The sequence below is a fragment of the Agarivorans sp. TSD2052 genome (assembly GCF_023238625.1).
Taxonomy (GTDB): domain Bacteria; phylum Pseudomonadota; class Gammaproteobacteria; order Enterobacterales; family Celerinatantimonadaceae; genus Agarivorans.
In genome coordinates this window covers 1,661,820-1,681,914 of the sequence record NZ_CP096670.1, presented here as the reverse complement: position 1 = coordinate 1,681,914, position 20,095 = coordinate 1,661,820, and the positions used below count along the sequence as shown (strand labels likewise).

At 40.9% G+C, this 20,095-nt stretch carries 16 protein-coding genes, 1 tRNA gene and 1 pseudogene; 12 read left to right on the top strand and 6 right to left on the bottom strand.

Going from position 1 to position 20,095, the window contains the following annotated elements; translation table 11 throughout:
• Window position 1 precedes the first annotated feature (1 nt).
• Together M0C34_RS07620 and M0C34_RS07615 are read right to left on the bottom strand one after the other, a co-directional pair.
• Window positions 2-658: a hypothetical protein gene (locus M0C34_RS07620; protein WP_248715034.1), complete on the bottom strand. Its 657-nt coding sequence runs from the start codon at window positions 656-658 to the stop codon at window positions 2-4.
• A gap of 136 nt (window positions 659-794) precedes the next feature.
• Window positions 795-1,361 carry a hypothetical protein gene (locus M0C34_RS07615; RefSeq protein ID WP_248715033.1) on the bottom strand — a complete coding sequence of 189 codons (567 nt, stop codon included), beginning with the start codon at window positions 1,359-1,361 and terminating at the stop codon, window positions 795-797.
• 206 nt (window positions 1,362-1,567) lie between these two features.
• On the opposite strand from M0C34_RS07615, the gene M0C34_RS07610 reads away from it, so the two are divergent.
• Both M0C34_RS07610 and M0C34_RS07605 read left to right on the top strand, forming a co-directional pair.
• Window positions 1,568-2,449 carry a site-specific integrase gene (locus M0C34_RS07610; protein ID WP_248715032.1) on the top strand — a complete coding sequence of 294 codons (882 nt, stop codon included), beginning with the start codon at window positions 1,568-1,570 and terminating at the stop codon, window positions 2,447-2,449.
• Window positions 2,450-2,451: 2 nt separating this feature from the next.
• On the top strand, window positions 2,452-3,492 hold the full coding sequence (locus tag M0C34_RS07605; protein ID WP_248715031.1) for an IS91 family transposase: 1,041 nt from the start codon (window positions 2,452-2,454) through the stop codon (window positions 3,490-3,492).
• 256 nt (window positions 3,493-3,748) lie between these two features.
• Here M0C34_RS07605 and M0C34_RS07600 read toward each other — a convergent pair whose 3' ends face one another.
• Both M0C34_RS07600 and M0C34_RS07595 read right to left on the bottom strand, forming a co-directional pair.
• Window positions 3,749-4,549: a hypothetical protein gene (locus tag M0C34_RS07600; RefSeq protein WP_248715030.1), complete on the bottom strand. Its 801-nt coding sequence runs from the start codon at window positions 4,547-4,549 to the stop codon at window positions 3,749-3,751.
• Window positions 4,550-4,666: 117 nt separating this feature from the next.
• The gene (locus M0C34_RS07595; protein ID WP_248715029.1) at window positions 4,667-5,785 is read right to left on the bottom strand and encodes a hypothetical protein; all 1,119 of its coding nucleotides are present in this window, start codon (window positions 5,783-5,785) and stop codon (window positions 4,667-4,669) included.
• Window positions 5,786-6,046: 261 nt separating this feature from the next.
• Between M0C34_RS07595 and M0C34_RS07590 the strand changes: the two genes are divergently transcribed.
• A complete protein-coding gene (locus tag M0C34_RS07590; protein ID WP_248715028.1) occupies window positions 6,047-7,027 on the top strand; it encodes an integron integrase in 981 nt (326 codons plus the stop codon).
• A 266-nt stretch (window positions 7,028-7,293) separates the two neighbouring features.
• Here M0C34_RS07590 and M0C34_RS07585 read toward each other — a convergent pair whose 3' ends face one another.
• Both M0C34_RS07585 and M0C34_RS07580 read right to left on the bottom strand, forming a co-directional pair.
• Window positions 7,294-8,625, bottom strand: coding sequence for a relaxase/mobilization nuclease domain-containing protein (locus M0C34_RS07585; protein WP_248715027.1), 1,332 nt, complete (start codon window positions 8,623-8,625; stop codon window positions 7,294-7,296).
• Between the two features lie 2 nt (window positions 8,626-8,627).
• Window positions 8,628-9,044, bottom strand: a complete 417-nt coding sequence (locus M0C34_RS07580; RefSeq protein ID WP_248715026.1) for a plasmid mobilization protein — start codon at window positions 9,042-9,044, stop codon at window positions 8,628-8,630.
• Between the two features lie 1,761 nt (window positions 9,045-10,805).
• Here M0C34_RS07580 and M0C34_RS07575 point away from each other — a divergent pair.
• From M0C34_RS07575 to M0C34_RS07535, 9 genes and pseudogenes are all read left to right on the top strand, one after another.
• Window positions 10,806-11,165 (top strand): hypothetical protein, encoded by a 360-nt coding sequence (locus M0C34_RS07575; RefSeq protein WP_248715025.1) that lies wholly within the window; start codon window positions 10,806-10,808, stop codon window positions 11,163-11,165.
• A gap of 99 nt (window positions 11,166-11,264) precedes the next feature.
• A complete protein-coding gene (locus M0C34_RS07570; RefSeq protein ID WP_248715024.1) occupies window positions 11,265-11,681 on the top strand; it encodes a hypothetical protein in 417 nt (138 codons plus the stop codon).
• 1,187 nt (window positions 11,682-12,868) lie between these two features.
• Window positions 12,869-13,585, top strand: coding sequence for an AHH domain-containing protein (locus M0C34_RS07565; RefSeq protein ID WP_248715023.1), 717 nt, complete (start codon window positions 12,869-12,871; stop codon window positions 13,583-13,585).
• Complete coding sequence (locus M0C34_RS07560; RefSeq protein WP_248715022.1) at window positions 13,585-14,151, top strand: hypothetical protein; 567 nt, start codon at window positions 13,585-13,587, stop codon at window positions 14,149-14,151. The genes M0C34_RS07565 and M0C34_RS07560 overlap by 1 nt, the downstream gene beginning before the upstream one ends.
• Window positions 14,152-14,197: 46 nt before the next feature.
• Entirely contained in the window at window positions 14,198-14,905 is a 708-nt protein-coding gene (locus M0C34_RS07555; RefSeq protein WP_248715021.1) for an HNH endonuclease, read from the top strand.
• A gap of 1,753 nt (window positions 14,906-16,658) precedes the next feature.
• The gene (locus M0C34_RS07550; protein WP_248715020.1) at window positions 16,659-16,880 is read left to right on the top strand and encodes a hypothetical protein; all 222 of its coding nucleotides are present in this window, start codon (window positions 16,659-16,661) and stop codon (window positions 16,878-16,880) included.
• Window positions 16,881-17,123: 243 nt separating this feature from the next.
• Window positions 17,124-17,384 (top strand): annotated as a pseudogene (locus M0C34_RS21200) (transposase); the annotation flags it as partial.
• An 826-nt stretch (window positions 17,385-18,210) separates the two neighbouring features.
• Complete coding sequence (locus tag M0C34_RS07540) at window positions 18,211-18,462, top strand: hypothetical protein (RefSeq protein ID WP_248715019.1); 252 nt, start codon at window positions 18,211-18,213, stop codon at window positions 18,460-18,462.
• A 1,267-nt stretch (window positions 18,463-19,729) separates the two neighbouring features.
• Window positions 19,730-19,806: transfer RNA gene (locus M0C34_RS07535), tRNA-Arg, on the top strand.
• Window positions 19,807-20,095 lie beyond the last annotated feature (289 nt).

Sequence of the window (20,095 nt, the reverse complement as noted above, 5' to 3'; positions counted from 1 at the left end):
GTCAGGTGCGTGTAACTGAGTGCACCACTTCTTCATATGCAGGGCCCTCAAAGTTAAACGTAATATGGTCATCAGGTGTTCCACTAGCATGGAAAACATTAATTTTTCCATGTGATTCAGTTGCTAGCTGTGATGAGCTGTCCTGAGGCCAAAATACAGCAATACGAAATTCATGCTCCCTGCTGTACGGGTCGGATGGTTTTACAAACGCCAACTGCACCTGAGAAAGATCGAGGATTTCGTTTTCACGCTCATAGTAAGTAATTGAATCAGTAATAACCTCTAAACCTAAGTGTTTATTTGCTGTTTCAATTAACTCCACAAGTTTCGCTACATTAATGCCAATACATATATCAGCCTTAAATAGTTCAAAAAGCTCCTTATCATGGCCTTTTTCGCTTAAGCACAGAACATGGCATCTTCTTGGCGCTTGGGAAAACGTTATAGGCTTATCTGGTACTACTTTGAATTCTCGACCTGCAATAATGACTTTAGTAATAGCATCTGGAGCAAGTTGGATAGACTTTCTTGCCTCGTCATCACTAATATTGTCATTCTCGAGTTTATCCATAGTAAACAAGTCTCGAAACCACAACCCTTTGCCCGTTTCAGCAAAGTGTTCTAAATATTGACTCTTCCCGTATAGATATTTTATCAATGATTATTCCTACTTTCCGCCAAAGCAACTAACGCCCGCATAAACTGCGTAGCAAGTTGGACGCTTTTTTGCGCCTTTGGTTTTTGCAAAAAAGCGGCCGGCTTGCGGAGTCAGATTTAATGCGATTGTTAGATTCTTACTCACTTGCGGGACCTCGCCCTTTTCGCTGATTTGGCGTGCCAGAGTCGATATTAAGTCGCTTATAGAATGGGTCATTTTTATCATAAATTTCAGTGACCTCGAAGGAGTCCATACCACCATCCTGTTGCTGATTACGTAATGTTTCTAATTGCTTTCTCTCGGAGTTTCTCAAGGAATACAATTGGAATACTTGGTTATTGGAATACCCAAGTTCAGATAACCGTTCCTGAACCGATAGCCAATCAAGTGCTTCATATGTACTTTGAGGAGGTTCGCTGTTTTTCCAAGGGAACGATTTCTCAGCAGCAAAGCGCCAATTATACCTAAAGGCTTCCCCCGCAATTTCCCCTAAGAAAATACCTACTGCAATAATGGCTAGAGCCGAACCTACGTAACCTTTAAAGGCTTGCTTATCTTCCGTGTCAATGAAATATTTCCCACCAAATACCGCGCCAGCTAAACCTATAGCTGCCGTGAGAAATGCTCCTACGACAGGTGAGTTTGACGCACCTATCAAGTAGCCAAAAACTAGCGATACTGCGAAGAACCCAGTGAATAACATTCATACCTCCAAGTAAATCTAACGCCTTGCTAAGCGGACTAAAATTGTGGGTTAAAATGTGTAGCGAAGCGAAACGTAACCCACTGTTTTAGTTCCGTTTAAGCAACTTGTTGAACGAAGCCGCTCTGCGGCAGAGTGCATAGCAGCAGATATCTCATACTCAATATTACGCGGCCAATCGGTCGTGATTAACCGGAGTATGCAGCATGAACCCTAGCCAACAACATCGTTATAATGCTTTATATAAACAACACCTTACCAATTTAACCTTACAAGGGAAACGCCCAGCTACCATTGATGCGTATTCACGTGCGGTACGTCGTATTTCTGCCCACTTTGACCGCTGCCCAGACACCTTAAGCACCGCTGATTTAAAGGCCTATTTTGCTCAACTGATTAGCAGCCATTCCTGGAGCACCGTGAAGTTAGACCGCAATGGCTTGCAGTTCTTTTATCGCTACACCCTCGATAAACAATGGCAGTGGTTAAACATTGTAAAACCCCCTCAAGTGAAACGCTTACCCGATATCTTAAGCCCTGCGCAAGTAGGCTTAGTGATTAGCATGACTCAACAACCCCGCTATCAAGTCTTCTTCTTGGTGTTGTATTCCATGGGGCTGCGCTTGAGCGAGGGCTTACAGTTAACCATTCATGATATTGACAGTCAGGCCATGCACGTCCATGTGCGTGATGCTAAAGGCGGTAAAGACCGCTTAGTGCCCATGCCGCATCGCACCCTTCAGGTTTTACGTGCCCACTGGCAAAGCCATCGGCATGCGCGTTTGTTATTTCCGCGCCAAGGTAAACAGGTGGATGTGCCTATGGATAAAGGCGGTGTACAAAAAGCCTTGAAGCGGGTATTGCGCGATTGCGGTATTCATAAACCCATTAGTCCTCACTCGCTGCGCCATTGTTATGCCACCCATCTGCTTGAGCAAGGCTTGGATTTACGCTCCTTGCAACACTTGCTGGGGCACGCCAGTTTAAACACCACCGCGCGCTATACCCAGTTGACCCAAGTGAAACAATTAGATGCGTCAAGGGCGGTGAATACACTCACCGACTCTCTCACCTTAATGTGGCCGTAGCCATGAGCACCTTTATTGATTTACTTCACCAACATGGGGCCAAGCTTGCCCCGCTTTTAGGGGCGGATGCTAAACGGGCAATGTATGCCATGCTGCGCTGTAAAACTGAGCAACAAGGTCAGAGCCATTGGCAGTGTGAGCATTGCCCCCATCATGACCAATTGACGCTTTCTTGCGGCCACAGGCATTGCCCGCAGTGCCAACATCATTGCACCACTGGCTGGTTAACTCGCCAACAACATAAGCTGCTACCCACTACTTACTTTATGGTGACCTTTACCCTGCCTTATGAGCTAAGGGCTTTAGCCCGCGTGCAGTCTAAAGCCTTATACCAAATCATGTTCAAGGTGGCATCAAGCCTGTTAAAGGACTTTGCCAAACGCCAGAACAAGGGCGAATTAGGCTTTACCGCGGTACTGCATACCCATAGCCGCCAGCGTAATCTGCATCCTCATTTACATGTATTGGTGGCCGGCGGGCGCTATCACGTTGCTAAGCAGCAGTGGCATCACACCAACAAGCAGTACTTGTTTAACGCCTTTGCGCTGGCCAAGGTATGGCGAGGGAGAATGCTGGATGCGATTAACCACCACAAGGCGCTGCCTCTGCCCAAGGCGATACCCGCTAAGTGGGTGGTAGATTGTCGCAACGTAGGTTTTGGACTGCCCGCGCTACAGTACTTATCTCGCTACTTGTATCGCGGTGTATTACCCGATAACGACATCATCAGTACCCATAACGGCCAAGTGAGTTTTAGGTATCAAGATAGCCAAAGCCACACCACCAAAATCCGCACCCTGCCTACCTTGCAATTCTTAAAGCTTATCTTGCAGCATGTATTACCCAAGGGCTTACAGCGGGTGAGAGATTATGGTTTCTTACGGGGCAACGCCAAACAGGTATTGCGGCGCATTCAGTTACTACTGCGAGTGCCTCAACGCGTTAACCTCACCGCGCTCCAAACCGACAACAACAGCGCGACCCGGCCATGCCCTTGCTGCCAACACCCCATGCACTGCACAGGCATTAGTCGAACGAGCTAGCCGAAAGGCGAACAGTATAAGGAGAATGGCAGGGCTTAACATGAGGATGAAAATACACACAAAATAACAACTTAGCACTACGCCAAACGGGTAAGGGCTTAACGCCGTTGACCCCGTCTTAGCCAAACTCGCCTTGCGAAAACTAACAAGGCCTTGGCCCCGCCAACATCAACACCGTTATTTACTATAGAAGGGAGCATCGGGCTTGTTCAACACCCGAATAAGGTGTCGGCTGCGCGACACCTATTCTTATTCGTTAACTGCCTTTTAATTTGGTTATGTCGATAGTTTTAACTTCAAGATCTGGCTTTTCAATTAAATTAGTATCTATAAATGCAGGTAAACCAATCTCACCTTGCCCATGAACCCAAACAAAAAGTTCAAGCCCCGTTATTGTTGGATGTATCACAAATGCGTATTGATCAACTTCAATTTTTTGTTTATTTAATTCATCAGGATTTTGTAGGGCAAAATGGTCCCCGATTAAATCTGATTTAGCTAAACCAGATAAAGCATGAGCAATAAATGGCATTTTATTTTGGTCGGGATCATTCGCAAATGTATCTTCATAACATTTTATGGGGACCACTAGAGTCAATTTAGCCCTATCGACATTACTATTTAAATCAAGTGTTAAGCTTTTTGCATGATGCCACATGAGATAGTAAAAAAAATAATGACATTTAATTTGATAGCTAGACATAGATTTAACTATCTGTGAGTAATATACACCTCGGTCATCTACACCATCTTCAGTTCTTGCTGAAGCTAAGACACCACCAAAGTACTCCGCAAGTAACTCATCTTCACTAAATCTTGCTTCATCGTAAACGTGTTTCATCACTCTCGGGTTTACAGTCCCAGGCGATTCTATTTTGGCACCACATTTTTTTTCTGCTTTTTTAAATACAGACGCAATATTATTTTGGCTTTTTTCTACTAGGTTTTTCATTTCACCGCCTAAATACTCGGCAGTTGGCCCTAATAGCTTTGAAACACCATCTTTCGAAAGATATGCGGCTACAGCCGCACCACCTATTGTCATCGGATCTGGCACAATTTCTCCTTGGCAGTTAACGCCTCAATCAGAGGCAAAAAAACAGTTGGTTAAAATAAGCGACGCAGGAGCAAAACCAACTGTTTTTTGTCCTGCTGAATTGACTTGTTAGGCAAATCACAACGTCCCAACTAGATGTAAAATGGATTCAAATGCACTTCTTGATATTTCAACTGCATCTCCTCTGGTATTCATTGAGGACCGCACAGAATCAACAAAGGCTACTGTCTCAGCTTTTTCATCAGTAAAAAGTTTACGATCTAATTTTGTACCCACCGGACAAGTCCAGTTGTATTCAAAATGATCACCATTAGGCTTATTAAAAGTGATGAATTGGGTATAGTTTTTTTGTTCTGGTAGTTTTTCTGATGTTTCCAACCATTTTTCATCAAATCCATGATATGGTGATTTTGTGGTGTAGTTTAAGTGATAGCCTTTGTTCACTTTTCTAATATCAATTAAGTTAATAGCCCATGATATTTGGTCATTCTGAAGGAAGCCACCTCTACTCTTTTTATACTTTGTGTTGGGCTTAGCTCCATAAGGATATACGGCTCGACCAGGTTCACAGTGGTCGAAACGAACGAAAACAACATAATCCCCATCAAGAATGTTCATTATATTTTTAGGATTATTGTTGTCTCTAAACGCCCAAATATCCTGTGGTTTACCATGATGTAAATAATGCTCTTCTGATGCACTAACAATGCAAACCACCCAAAATTTTTCACCACTAAGCCGTGATGGTTTACTTCCAGTTTTATTAGCTAACGCTTGAGATACAATTCCATATGATTTTTTAGTAAACCACTTTTTAAATTCTTCAGGACATAAGTAAACAGTTGGTATTTGATTGTCGCCAACAAATTTTGGTGAGTAATCTTCATCTTGTAAAGCAACGACAAAACCTTTTGATAATCTCCCATCGTAATGAGGAAATCGCTCTGGTTGCTTTTCAAAGTCTCTTACATTCCATTTTAACTCAATGTTTAACTTTGAAAGGCTTGTACTTGGCATTGGATAGAGAACAAAATCAGTTATATGAGCCCCTCCATCAGTTTTTTCACCGACTCTTACTTCAGGGTTCAATCCTTTCACAGCATTAGTTGCCGCATACTCTAAATATTTCTCAGGTAATAATTTTTTTCGTAATGGAGCGTCAGCCAACATAAAGCATTCAAAATAAAATTGCTGTAATACTTTTTCATCGATTAGCTTTTTCGAATTATAGAACACTGAACTTCCTTTGTTTGCCTAACGCTAAGTAGGCCGCACGTGCGGTCTATCCCATTCAATGAGCGCGCGTCCTATCACAAAAAACATGATCTTCATCACGTTCGCTCATCAATTTATGATTTGATATTAACCCATTGTCTACCTTAGTTTTTTACTTGGAATCAATCAATCGTCGATCCATTTCTATCATTGATTGCTTTGACAAATGACGCAAACGAAACTACAAATACTGTATATATATACAGCTTAAAAGTGCGCAACATGTCAAACACACCATTGCGGCTCCAGCAGCGATTTAGAAATACGATTTATCAGCACCATTACAGTATTCGCACCGAGCAAACCTATTGGCATTGGATAAAGCGTTTTTTGTATTTTAATCACAAGCAGCACCCAGCAAAGCTCGGAGCTGCTGATATTGAACGATTTCTAACTCACCTAGCGGTCGATAGGCAGGTCGCTCCGGCTACTCAAAACATCGCGTTTAATGCCTTAATGTTTCTCTATAACAAAGTTCTACGTATCGAAATGATTGGAATTCAGGCGAAACGCGCGAAAAAACGAGTCAAAATTCCCGTAGTTTTTACTCGAGGTGAAGTGAGCCAAGTGATTTCGAATTTACCCGCGGATTATCAGATCATGGCTTCACTGCTTTACGGGTCGGGACTAAGACTCAGTGAATGCTTGAGATTACGGATTAAAGACTTAGATTTTGATCAAAATACAATCACCGTACGGCAAGGCAAAGGAAATAAAGATCGCGTGACTTTGTTACCCCCTAACTTGATCCCAAAGCTTCTCGATAACATTCTCCAGAGCAAAAGTGTTTTTGCCCACGATATGAGTCTAAATTATGCTGGAACGACGATGCCTTACGCGTTAGCCCGTAAGTATCCACATTCTCAACGGTCGTTTTCTTGGCAGTTTTTGTTTCCGTCGACTCGCCTGTGTATCGACGCTAGAACAGGTGAGCTCAAACGCCATCATATTCATCATAGTGTTCTCCAAAAAGCAGTCACCAAAGCCGTGCGTAATGCCGGTATAAATAAGCCTGCAAGTTGCCATACCTTTAGGCACAGTTTTGCCACCCACTTATTAGAACAAGGGACGGATTTAAGAACTATACAAGAATTACTTGGCCATCAGGATGTAACAACGACTGAGATTTACACGCATGTTATCGGTCGTCATACCACGGGCGTCAAAAGCCCCTTAGAGGGCTTGGTTCAAGCTGCAAAATAGATGACTTATTAAAAGAGCATCAAGGCGCTTATGCATTCTAGTTGGCGATTAAACTTGGCTCGTAAAATCAGATTCAAAACCATTAGTTTTGGTATGGAAAGAGCAGTGGGAAATTTTGCTGTTCGCAAGAAGGCCTAACGCGTTTTGGGGCAATTTCGAGTTACGGATGGAAGCCACAAAATGTTGAGAACCTGGTATGTGTCTAGGATTCTCAGGCTTCATCACAGAGAACTGTAAGATTTGAAACTGCTAGCACCTCATAACAGTCAGAGAACTGTAAGATTTGAAACTGCTAGCACCTCATAGCAGTCAGAGAACTGACTTCTAGTGGATTCTACTCTCCAGATTTCAGTGTCCCTTGATATTTTACTGCTGACCGGTGAATAGTGATCATATTCACTATAAGTTATTAACTGATCTGGCTCGTAGTAGAAACACTGCTGTTTATCTAGCTTTCTTGCATAATCACGTGCAATCATTCGGCGATGAGCTTGCTTGATCTCCATTTCTTCGCTCTCTAATCCAAACAATGACAACATAAACTCTACGAACTCCATCAGCTTTTTAAGCTTAACAATCTCGTACTTTTCTTTACCAGTTTTATATATGAAGTCGACATATGGATTATTATTTATACTGCGAACTCGGTAGGGGGAGCGCTTGGTTTTTAGTCGTTTAAATTGCTTGGCCGTAAGCTTAAAACTAAATGTGAATTGTCCCGGGTCTTTAGCTAGACCCAACGCAAAATTGTCACGCTCTGGGTTGTAACTTATGCCTTCGTTACTCAGCAGTTTACCCCAAGTAAAGCGAGTAGCTTTGACTTTGCTTCCGCTAACCCAAGTACCATTTTTGCCGGTCTTGAATTTAATACCTTCGGGTTTACCGTTCTTGCCTTCTTTCACTGCTACAAATACGTTCACTTTAGCGAGCCTCATTACTAAGTCAGTCATGGTTTTGGGGCGACCAAAGCGCTTGTAAGCTTCTTTAAACCTTGCCCTGATAATAGCCGCCTCATCTCTTTTTATGGCGTTTAAACGACCTCCAGCTACTTTAACTTCGACTTTGGTGTAGTTGTAACCAAAATTTTCGTTAGGGTTTTGTAGCTTCCTCAATCCATATCTATTTTCTGCTCGCCTCATACTGGACCAGCCCTTTTCATAATCGTTCGCTGTCGATACTAGAGAGCGCCCCGGCTGATTTTGTACTAAACATGCAGCTATATGAGCGTGCTCTTTATCTGTGTCCATATGCACAGCAGCAGTCCATACAGTTAATCTTGAATAGCCTAAGTCGGTCATGTAATCATTGACTATTTGGTGCCATTGATCGTCTTGTAAGTGCTCACCAGGGGCCAAGGATATGACATAGTGCTTAAAGAGCTTTCGACCTTTCCCTTGGTATAGTGCAGACTGGTCTTCGAACTCTTCAATTATGTCTGAAAGATCCATTTTCCCTCCAGTCATAGGGTCAGCGCTAAATACATTTCCACCAATATGGCGTACTTGAGAGACCTCGTGCTCGTGGGCATCTCCGCGGTAAATGTAGAAAAGAGTAGAGGCGATAGTGTCTCGAGTTTCTTTTGGGTTGTGAGTTGCCATAGTTATAACTCCTCACTAATCTTGACTGTTTTACTTTTTGAAGGTTTAAGCTCTCTACGTATAGCTTGTATAACATTCATTGCTATTAGTAGTTGTTTCATATAAACATTCATAATTTGAGGACCCGCAATATGCAATGCTTTAGTTGCTTGATTTACGTTGTTGCCGAGACTCATCAGCTCAGCAACTAAAGCTGCATTAACTTGTGACTGCTCGATAAATATAAAGCCACCTTTGCTTATGCTTTCGACTGTAGCGTCATGAACAAAGCGCGAGACTTGCGTGTAACCTGCATTTTTTGCTTGATTTTTAAAGAATGCATATTCAGATTTAGTACAGCTAAATTTAATAACTTTACTACGTTTTTCTTCGTCGCTTAATCGTGGACGACCTCCAACTTTTGTTCTATTTTCGTTCATGTTTTAATTCCTCGTGCTTTTAGCATCTTTTTATTATGTCGCGCAGAACCCCCGAGGGTTTGAGCATCCAGTTTAGTTGTTAGTATGAAAAACCGATGGCGCAGCCTATTAAGGTTTTTTGGTGCTATAAAACATTGCTGGCGGTCATTTACTAAAAACTTAAGTTGAAATCTGTCGTTTCAATCTTTAATAAATTTATTATCTACTTTAATGATCAACAGTAACAGGATTTATTGCATGTATGCTTGAAAGTATTTATATGTCAATTGGACAAAAGTGAAAAAAATATTATGAATATAGTTTTAAGTACTAGTTGAATTTAACAACTTCCACACGTGTTACTTCAACTGCCGTACGTGGAAGTTTTTTGGCCGAACATCCACAGGCAATAAGTGTGAAACATCCAACTTTACAATTACCTTGTAGTACTTTAATGCGACCATCTTTTAACATAAATAATCGAAATTTGTTTCGCAAAGCATTAGTGCGAGAGATGAACTTCTTGACTCTTTCACACTCTAGAACAAACTAAATCAAACATAAAAAAGAACTAGGGACTAAGGAAATTCTTTGCGTAGCCGAAATTATTGTTGAATTAAAATACATTGCTACGCTAAATAAGTATCCATATTGCTACCCATTTACAACCAGACTATATGAAAAAAGAGTTTCAACAGATCAATTCGCACCTTTTTATAGAAAACCTACCACTATAATTATCCAATTTTTTGGGGTTCCAGCTAGGTTATCGACGTACTGATTCTATTATGCTATGAAAGTGTTGGCCTAACTAATTAAGCAATTTTCATTGTTAAAATTAGCAATTCACTATTAACTGGATTTCTACTTGCTGCGCAGCGGCAAGGCCACTGTCAAAATGTTTTGTTCATGGCCTGCTTCGTTCCTCGCAGAAAAAAACCAGTCAAGATCAAATAATACAAATTGAGCTTAAGAAGTAGATGGACGTTCTTATCCATTTTATTTGTTCTCAATTATAAGAGGAGTGCACTTTTTCAGAAATTTACAGTAACTTTTTTCACAAACTCTAAAAAAAGTATTATATTCCAAAAAAAAGGTATGCTTCGGTCATTTATACCATAGAGTTTCAAGTGTAATCATTGCGTTTTTCGCAAAAAACCGAGCTGCTAGCACCTCATAGCAGCTGGCATAATGTGAGAGCTGATACTGCTAGTAAGACTGAACGAAGTGAAAACTAAACTGGTAAGGTCTGCAAAGCTTAGACTCATTTTAGGTTCTCAAGACATTGTAGCTTCCATTCGTCATTCGAAACTGTTCAGGGTTGGGTTAGGTAACTCACTTTTGCCCCAAAGTTTGTTACGCCCTCTTACGAACTACACGGTTACACACGGCTTTTTTCATACCAAAACTAATTGTTTTGAATCTCGACTTTGCTAGTTGGTAACGACGGAATCTTGGGATTAGTTTAGCTTCCAAGGTTTGCGCACTTTTTAACTGTGCATCTTTACAGCATTCCTGGTGTCATTTGCGTCATTTGTCAAAGCAATCAATGAAAGCTTTGGATCGACGATTGATTGATACCGAGTAAAAAACTAAGGTAGACAATGGGTTAATATCAAATCATTAATTGATGAGCGAATGTGATAAAGGTCATGTTTTTTGAGATAGGCCGCACGTGCGGCCTACTTAGCGTTAGGCGAAATAGGTAACACCACACAGATGCGTATAAAGCGGAGGTTATTCATTCCAGTACTTGCTTTTCTAATCTTACTAGGATTGGTTATGGCTTTTGATAAAAAATTTCTTTCACTTTCAGAGATGAGAAGCAATTTCGCATTTGCTATCTATATTTATTTTCCAACCCTAATTTTTGCATTCGTTGGTACATTACAATTTCTTCGAGGGCGAAATTGGCCAATCGTAGCTTTCACGGCGGGCTTGTTTGGAACCGCCATATTCCATCAATGTGTCGTTGGTTTTTCCTACGGAAATCCTGGATATATGGTGCCAGGAGGCCACATAGTTGCTCCACTAGTGAGTATTGTCGCCTACTTATTCACTTTTCTTATAGCCTGGGGGATCACCAGAGTATTACAGAGAAAGCGCAGGAGCAATTCTCAAATTGATGAAAACCTTGTGTAAATACAGTCTCAACATTTCGCCTAACAAACGCATGCAGTCTGACTTTTCTGCCGGCTACGCCGTCAAAAAAGCCGCTGATGCGAGGCGTTAGAAGTCAAAATGAGTAAATGGAAATTACAGCACTTCAAAAGTAGAAAGACATCACCGATAAGTTATTGGATTCATAAAGGTGTCAACGAAGAAGAAACTGGCTATAGCTGGTGCACAGAGTATGAACCGCCTTTTCCTGAAAAAGATCCGACCAAAGGATATCCATATTTAACTGTTTCAGTTCAGGGGTTCGAAATTGAATTTGCTTCGTTATTGGAAATTGAGCACTTCCTTAGCGTAATGGAACAAAAGAACCTTCCAACGACCTTAGCCCTTTCTGAACTGAGGGGGACTGGATATGGACCCAATAACCATTGGCTCAGTCGTTTTCCAGCGCACCTGAAGTCTTGGGTTAAAAGAGAAAAAATCATTACAGCCGTTAAAAAAGCAAAAACGTCCGTGGAAGTTTCAGGAAATGACTTCTAACAAGTGCATAATGGTGTTCATAAATTCACTGGGACAAATTCTCGTTGGCTGGCGCTTCGCGCAGTATAGCCAACTCGTATTTGCCCCATATGCAAAGCGTTAACACCAACTGTTCCATACTTTCGCTAATCCGAAACACCATTGAATAAGTCATCACCCAAACACGCTTTTGTCCAATTATTAGTTACACCATATAGATGAGATTCGTTGTTAACACAGGTAGGCTTAGCTAACGTTTGTTATGCTAATGAGCTTTAACTAATTGAAACGAAAATAGACTACTAACCGACGAAAAAGTGGGTTATTTCGAAAGGGCCAAGAATAAGATTCACCAATAGCCAGAAATAACAAAGGCTCCTTCTAGGGAGCCTCGCCAAGAAACAATCTTGGATCCAGAACATCATTACCGGGCACAGCCTCGACCTCTAAGAGGTTACGTGATGTCATGCCAAAAGCATGTCTGCTACATCAGCAGTTGAGTGTACTCTCTCAAGAGCATTCGTCAACCACAAACAATATGGTAAACCGTCGAAAAACTGTAAACACCGCTATGGAGTTAAATCTTGAAGCACAACGGTGTTATTGACATCACTTCCGGAACTTAACAACTGATGCCTAAGGCCGCTGTACTCTTTTTGACATAAACTTGAAAAACAAGACGGCAACAACATACGCCGTTAGTACTAGGGCAACAATTTCCATTGTCATAGTCCCCCCGATAAACGCAAGTGTCGCTCTCGTAGCTGCTGCTCCTGATAACGCTGCAATTGCAGTTCCCGTTGATGCGATACCGTACAAAGCCGCCAACTTAAATACAGCAACACTCGCTAACCAGCCAACCGCTGCGGAAGTGACAACGATAAATGCTTTACGTAAAGGAAGTGTTTTAGGTGAATCATTGTTCGAATTGCAAAAAGGTTATTTTCTCATATAGGGTACTCTTTAACGTTTGCTCTCCTTGCCTGTGTTTATATCTTTAGAATTTATCAATATTTATATCGGTTGGTAGGGTTCGGACTTATAGGACTTTACCTAGAAAAGCCAAATCAGCTAACTGGTAAAGCCTGAGATGCAAATAAAAAACTGGGGGTGAAGGAGCATATTTAGGTGCTGCATGGGGTTTTATATTGATATTTAAGTCATTATAATTTAGCGTACTTGCTTCTTAATTACGACAAGGATGTATTATGCCCCTTGAGCAACGGGTCTATCCTCACCCAACAAGACCGAGTAATCCTAATGCGCTAGAGCTGGCGATTTATCAGTTTGAATTAAAAGCTAAGAAGTTTCATGATGCCAAGCTTGCTGGAGTCCCAGCTTCTAGTGAAGAGGAAAAAGCGCTACTTGAGAAAATGACTCGAGATTATGAGCATCTCGAGGCTGAAAAAAGCCGAATCACCAGCCTCGTTATTGCTCAGGAGTCATTAAAGGCTTATCGAGAGGCATGTTCTAGCGCCTCGTTAAAAGACTTAAAAGAAGAAGCTCATCATCCTACTGACCGCTTGGCAAGGCACCTCGCATCCGTGGGTGAGCCGAAACCTACTAAGCAGCATGAGCCACACCACATTGTGTGTGGTAAAGGGAAATTCTTACGCTCAAGAATGATGCGGGCGCGATTAAACCTCCACCTTAATGGCATTGGTATTAATGACCCCACGAATGGCGTCTGGATGATTAACTTCCAAAAGAACAAACCTGAAGATTGGGCCACGCCATCAACGCCATCGCATCGCGGTATTCATCGTTACAATTATGAGACGTGGATTACGCGCCACCTTGGCCAAACGAGCCTGCAAAAAGATATTTTTGAACGTCGCTTACGTCATATCAAAAATCAGATAAAATCAGGCTCATTGCCTGCTCAGGTTCTCGCACCGAAAGATACATCGTGGAAAGGAATTTAATGACGACCTATCAACTGAAAGCGCCGACGGGATCTTATGAAGTATTAGATCTCGATGACTTCACGTTAGCTGAGCAACTCGGCAATGAAGGACTCGTTGAGACATTGATGTCAGCGTCAATGAATAACACGCCTTTGTCTCCCCTCTGGCATGCCAATATTGCTTGTTCGTATTTTAGCGACGCGAAAGCTCAAGCCTATGATATTTCGATTTCTGGCAGTTTTTTGGTATTGAATCAAACTGCATTGAAGGTGCTGAAACCACAACTTGAAAGCTTTGGTGAGTTTTTGCCTATTAGTGTTGAAGGCGACGCTTATGTTCTGTTTAACTGCTTAACATTTGGCAAAGAACAGAAATCGCTTTGTCTTACGCGCTATCTTGAAGGGATTGAGGACGGCATTGATTCTCTGGTATTTGATGAAAGCGATGTGCAGGATAAGCTGATATTCAAGTCGAAGCTTCAAGGTGCCTCCTCGTTCTACTGTAACGAAGCATTTAAGGCACTGCTAGCAGAGCATTCGTTATCAGGGGTTACGTTTGACGAAGAGCTGTTAGAGCCTTTTTAGCTGCCATCATTGACTAATTAGTAAGGCAAGCCCAAAGGAGTCAGTATTGTCTAAAGAATCTAGAACGAGTTTTGTGAATCGGGTTATGGGCCTAAATTTAGGCGCGACACAAGGAAAATACTCGTACTGTAATGATACGAAAAAACAGGTTCTTTTTAGTTTGGACTTATCTAATGGGGAAGATAGCGACCTGATTCTTAGCCCTAATTGGGCTCCCAAAGGTTACGCCCACTCTCTTAAGCATATTGATAAAGTGATAAATGAAGGGTACGAACTTTTCATTTTTAAAACGCGAACACGCCAAAACAATAAAGGCCAAACGGTTGCTGATGGGTTTGAACCATCGATAGAGAAAAGAGAATTGGTTGTCGATGGAGATGAGTTTAGAGCGGTGCCTCTAGAGGTCTCTTATGAGATATTTGAAAAAAGCTTCAGAGAAAAAGTTAATCAATCATCTACGTCTTCTGCTGAGCTGCGTCGAAAACGTTTAAAAACAGCAACGCTTAAGCCAAAGAAAAGAATGGTATTGACGGCGGTTTACGATAGAAACCCTGATGTTGTCGCTGAGGTTCTATACAATGCAAAAGGTATATGCGGAGGATGTTCAAGTTTAGCTCCTTTTGACCGTAAATCTGATGGTAGTCCGTACCTAGAGGTTCACCATAAAAAACCTCTAGCTAAGGGCGGTGATGATAGTGTTGTTAACGCAATAGCTTTGTGTCCAAACTGCCATAGAAAAGCCCACTATGGCTGACGCTCATATAGCGTTACCAACGTTTGTTTTGCGCTTTTGCTAGGTTATGGAAAATAACCATGTCTTCGATGTTTCTGGTGTGATATTAAATAACCTGACTCACAGTCATGCTGCAAAGCTTAACTGAGGTATTGCGAAGCAAGTGTAACTGCCGATTCTTTATAGATGGGAAGTGGTAAGGCCTAGTACCTCTAGATACTTTCGATGGTGAAGGTGAGTCTCGTAGGATCATTCTCGCTAAAACACAATTGGACAAAAACAAGTTAGTCGAGAACCATCAAGGGCTTAACACTCTAAATTCATTGGATATACCAAGCATCTACATACTAAAATGACCTCTATTCTCCTGCCGACAAGCAGCTGCGTTTTGAGAACTTAGAAAGTATCTATGGTTCGCAGGCCTTACCAAACTGCTAGCACCTCATAGCTGCTGGCATTATCTTGCAGTGCTTTAATGCTACTAATTTTTAACATAAACAATCGAAAGTAGTTTCGCAAAGCATTAGTGCGAGAGATGAACTTCTTGACTCTTTCACACTCTAGAACAAACTAAATCAAACATAAAAAAGAACTAGGGACTAAGAAAATTCTTTGTGTAGCCGAAGTTATTGTTGAATTAAAATACATTGCTACGCTAAATAAGTATCCATATTGCTACCCATTTACAACCAGACTATATGAAAAAAGAGTTTCAACAGATCAATTCGCACCTTTTTATAGAAAACCTACCACTATAATTATCCAATTTTTTGGGGTTCCAGCTAGGTTATCGAGGTACTGATTCTATTATGCTATGAAAGTGTTGGCCTAACTCATTAAGCAATTTTCATTGTTAAAATTAGCAATTCACTATTAACTGGATTTCTACTTGCTGCGCAGCGGCAAGGCCACTGTCAAAATGTTTTGTTCATGGCCTGCTTCGTTCCTCGCAGAAAAAAACCAGTCAAGATCAAATAATACAAATTGAGCTTAAGAAGTAGATGGACGTTCTTATCCATTTTATTTGTTCTCAATTATAAGAGGAGTGCACTTTTTCTGAAATTTACAGTAAGTTTTTATACGAAACCCAAAAAAAAGTATAATACTCCAAAATACCGGCGTAACTCAGTCATTTCAACCATGAGATTTCAAATGTAGTCATTGCGTTTCTACGCAACAAAACCAAGTAAAATTATTTGAATAGACAAAGTATGCTGTGAAAACTAACACTAGCACCTCCTCGCTGTCTGGATAATGCTGAGTTTAGAAACTGCGAGCACCATTCGTTTATCAAGGTCACTTCTAGACGCTATTGAAAGCACTACGATGAAATAGCCAGATTGTTCAATAATTTCAGAAAAACCTAAATAAATGTAGCTTTTCAAAATCAGTTAGATAGACGTGAATATTAGCAAGGGCGAATTTAAGCTGTTGTTTTATTAGCATTTTAGTATGGTCAAAATAATTTTGATTGCTATGCTACCCCAAAATAACAGTGCATCTCAAAAAGAATGCACACAAAAAAGGGGGACACAAAATGCCTACTTCTAACTCTCGAACAGCGCTACATTTTGAAGAACTAACACGTACTCAAGCACCAAAAGCTCTGAGTTCAAATAATGCAAAGAAAAACAACCTTCTTATCAAAAAATTAGAAACTGCCATTTAAATCGAAACGAAATTAACAATGACAAATCATACGAAGCGGTATGTAACCACCACACTCTTTACATCACAATGAAAACAACAGCCCACAGGGCAAAAGGCAAATACAATGAATATCGAAACTAACGCACAAACGGAACTGAGAGAAGTACTTGCACTAGCTAGCCAAAAAGGAAGAACTCGAGACGGTTCGTTCGTAATGAAGCAGCTACAACAAAAAGGTTGGAACTTTAAAACCTACATCAAATCTTCAGACATTGTAAGTAAAACCAGCCATGCATGCGGCTACCAGGGCTGCTACGGAACAGGTGTAATGCATAAAATCGCTTAACATCTTCTCTCCGCTATACGGGACTTTGTAGTCAATTATGAAACGTGAAATCAATTACAAAGAACACTCAACAGAAGCAGCGACATTCGTAGCATTAGCAAAGCAAAGGCGAAATCGCCTTTTTTGGAGATAGCCATTCCCAGTGTTCCCCCCGAAAAAAGCTCGAGTGTCACGCTAAAGCCAGTAAATGTCCTGAAATGAGCTCAAGCTACAAAGATTCATCAGTGCTAACGCTTTGCTAACCCGAGTTCACTGATGAATTTTGTGGGCTTAACGCCCTCAGAATACTCCAGTGGTAACAGGCAAAAACAAGGCGGTATTACAAAGTGTGGCAATACCCTTGCAAAGCGAATACTAATCGAAGCCGCCTGGGCATATCGCTTTGCGCCCAAAGTTTCGAGAGAGTTACTGATATGCCAGCAAGACCAACAACTGAATTTACAACAGCGTTCATGGCAAGCCCAACAACACTTATGCCGACGCTTTGCCCATAATACGACCTGACTGTTTCGTTTTAACGTCTAGATCGCTGAAAGGCAAGAAGGTTCAATCTTGTTTGAGCAACAACACCATTTTAAGATCAAAGTGAGCTAAAAAGCTGTCAATGACACAGATCACATAAACAGAATTTGTTAGCTTTGTCATTCTCGGTTCAAGTCGCTGAATTTAAATGAATATAAAAACCCTAATAAAACTTAATTAAGTGCCAATGGGTTCCTTTAAAAAATTGGTTTTGATACACTATATTTGTCGTCAAATAAAGCCTTTAGTCTTAATTTAACCCCTAAGATTTTTGTCTATCATTGTTCATCAAATCACATGATTACTAGCGTATTTGACTTAATTACAAACATCATCATCTATCTGGATTAATTCTCAGCCAGAGGCTGAGGTATAAAACAACAGTTTGAAAACAAATAGCTTTTTTTCAAGGTTAATTTTTTGCGCTATACCCATGACTCCTTCAGTCGCACTTCACCTCTGCACTATCGCTATTATCTCGTTGCGTTTTATCCATGTTGATTTTTCAACATATTCTTCTGTATATAGACGACAATAATTAAACTTAACTCGTTCTGATGCCTCAATCTATTAACCCGCTGTTCTTACGTATTTCTACTGAGCAGAAACAATTAAATAACACATCCAGATTAACGTTGACGAAATCCGTATCCCCTCCTAACACTTATATTTAGCGAATTTTTCGTTACTTCAATATGAGATGATGACCTAGCGGCAGCTGAGCAATAATCCTGAACACAACTAGCCATTTGTTATTTATTGCTAATATGGCTATTTTCACTAGGTAATATTAAGAAGGAAAAGCAAAATGGAAGACAATGGAAAGCAATTTGAGTTACTTAATCAAGAACTCGCTAAGTACTTTTCAGTGCAAGAAATAGACTACATACTTGAGTTTATCCTAAAATGGTCAGGCGACATCAGCGTCGCAAACAACTGGTTCAAGCTGGAACCGTTACCTGCGTGCGCTAATCTAACCGCAAAGCAATTGTGTGAGTCGGGACGAGCTAATAACGTTCTCGAGTACATTAAAAATATTGAACTTGATGGTTATGCCTAAATTAGCACAATATAGTCATCGGCTCACTCGCAGTAGCTCACTGACCTTACCATAGCGATTGAACCCCAAAATGAAGTACAGCTAACCGATACCTAAGAGCTTGACCCAATTAAACTCACTAATTAGGCCCCTGCTACCTTGAGGTTGATTTTGTGTAAAGCGGAATATATAATTTTTTTGTATCAGCAATAGTTGCTACTTACGTTATGTAAGTGCTGATATGCCGCTATGTTTAACATAGTCCGCGACGGACTCGTTTGTGGGTTGACGGTCACTTGGGATATATTGAAGAGCTGCAACTGTTCTTAATCCCTTCATTTTTTCGCTTTTACCGTTCATTATTAACACTAAATACTGTCTTAAATACGCCTTTGATAGCAATCTCTTGATCCGTTATCTTCTTATTACAAGTTGACTTGATAGCCCGTTATGTGTCAATTCTGAAGTCTTTTGAAAGGTTACACCAATGTCTTCGTAATTCTATCTTTTGCTGCTCATCCATGGTTTTACCTTTTATAGTGAAGTTACATTTTTACCATAAAAAGCGTCGGATGCTCTCAGGCCTTACCAAAGTTTGACTTTTAACTTGCTAAACTGAATACTAAGCTCACTCATAGTTTAGAGAAAGAGTCTTTTATGCTTGGTCCCCGTATCGTCTAATCAGATCCGTGTAGTGGCACAATAAATTTGGCCACCTAATTAGAGGTGTTCTCATGACTTATCATCAATCATAACGATCACTGCTAACATATTTTTGGACAATTTCGAGCTAGAAAATTCCACGAGTAAATTTCAGCCAATGAAGATTCTGGGCAATTCTGATTTACACCCCTGAGGCTACTCGCGCTTATCGGGTAACTTCTTAGTGTTCCAACTAGGCTCCATGTAGTAAGCCAAACGCCCTTACTCACTAAAGTACTCTCTAATGAGCAGTCGTTGCTGGTTTCTGAGACCTGATCTAGAATCCCCCTTCATGTGAGGGAGCCGTTAATTAATAACGATAACTCATACCCTTGATTGAGTACGTCAACTTGAAAGTCGTTAGTCACTTTCACGTTCTTTCTTGCGTAGTGTTCACTAAAACCGCCCAAATCTACGGTCACACTCTCACTGGAATAATAAGCAGCACCCAAACGATAACCCACATAGTTTGTATTTGGACACTAATAATGACGTCACTTGTGTATATGGCTGTTTTTCCATCACTTATTCGTTTCGATATTGGATGAGACCGTGAATTGATATAGACTCTACCTTCTTCTTTGTTGTCTCCGTAGCTCAGTTGGATAGAGCAGGTCCCTCCTAAGGACAAGGTCGCAGGTTCGACTCCTGCCGGGGACGCCACTTTCTTTTTTGTCGTTTGTATATCAATCCACAAAGTTTGCCGAATATTAGCCCTAATTACTATTTTCAAGCATAAAAACGTACTAAAGAAGGTACTATGAAAAACACAATAAAACATATTGCTTTGATTTATATGAATTATTTTTACAAAAAATGATTAACAACACCCCCCTCCTAAGTCTTAGACGTGAGTTCGAATCTCGCAGGGGACGCCAATAATTCCAGCCCATACGGCAATAATCACCAGCCACACCAAATACAAAAAACCTCGAATAACATCGAGGTTTTT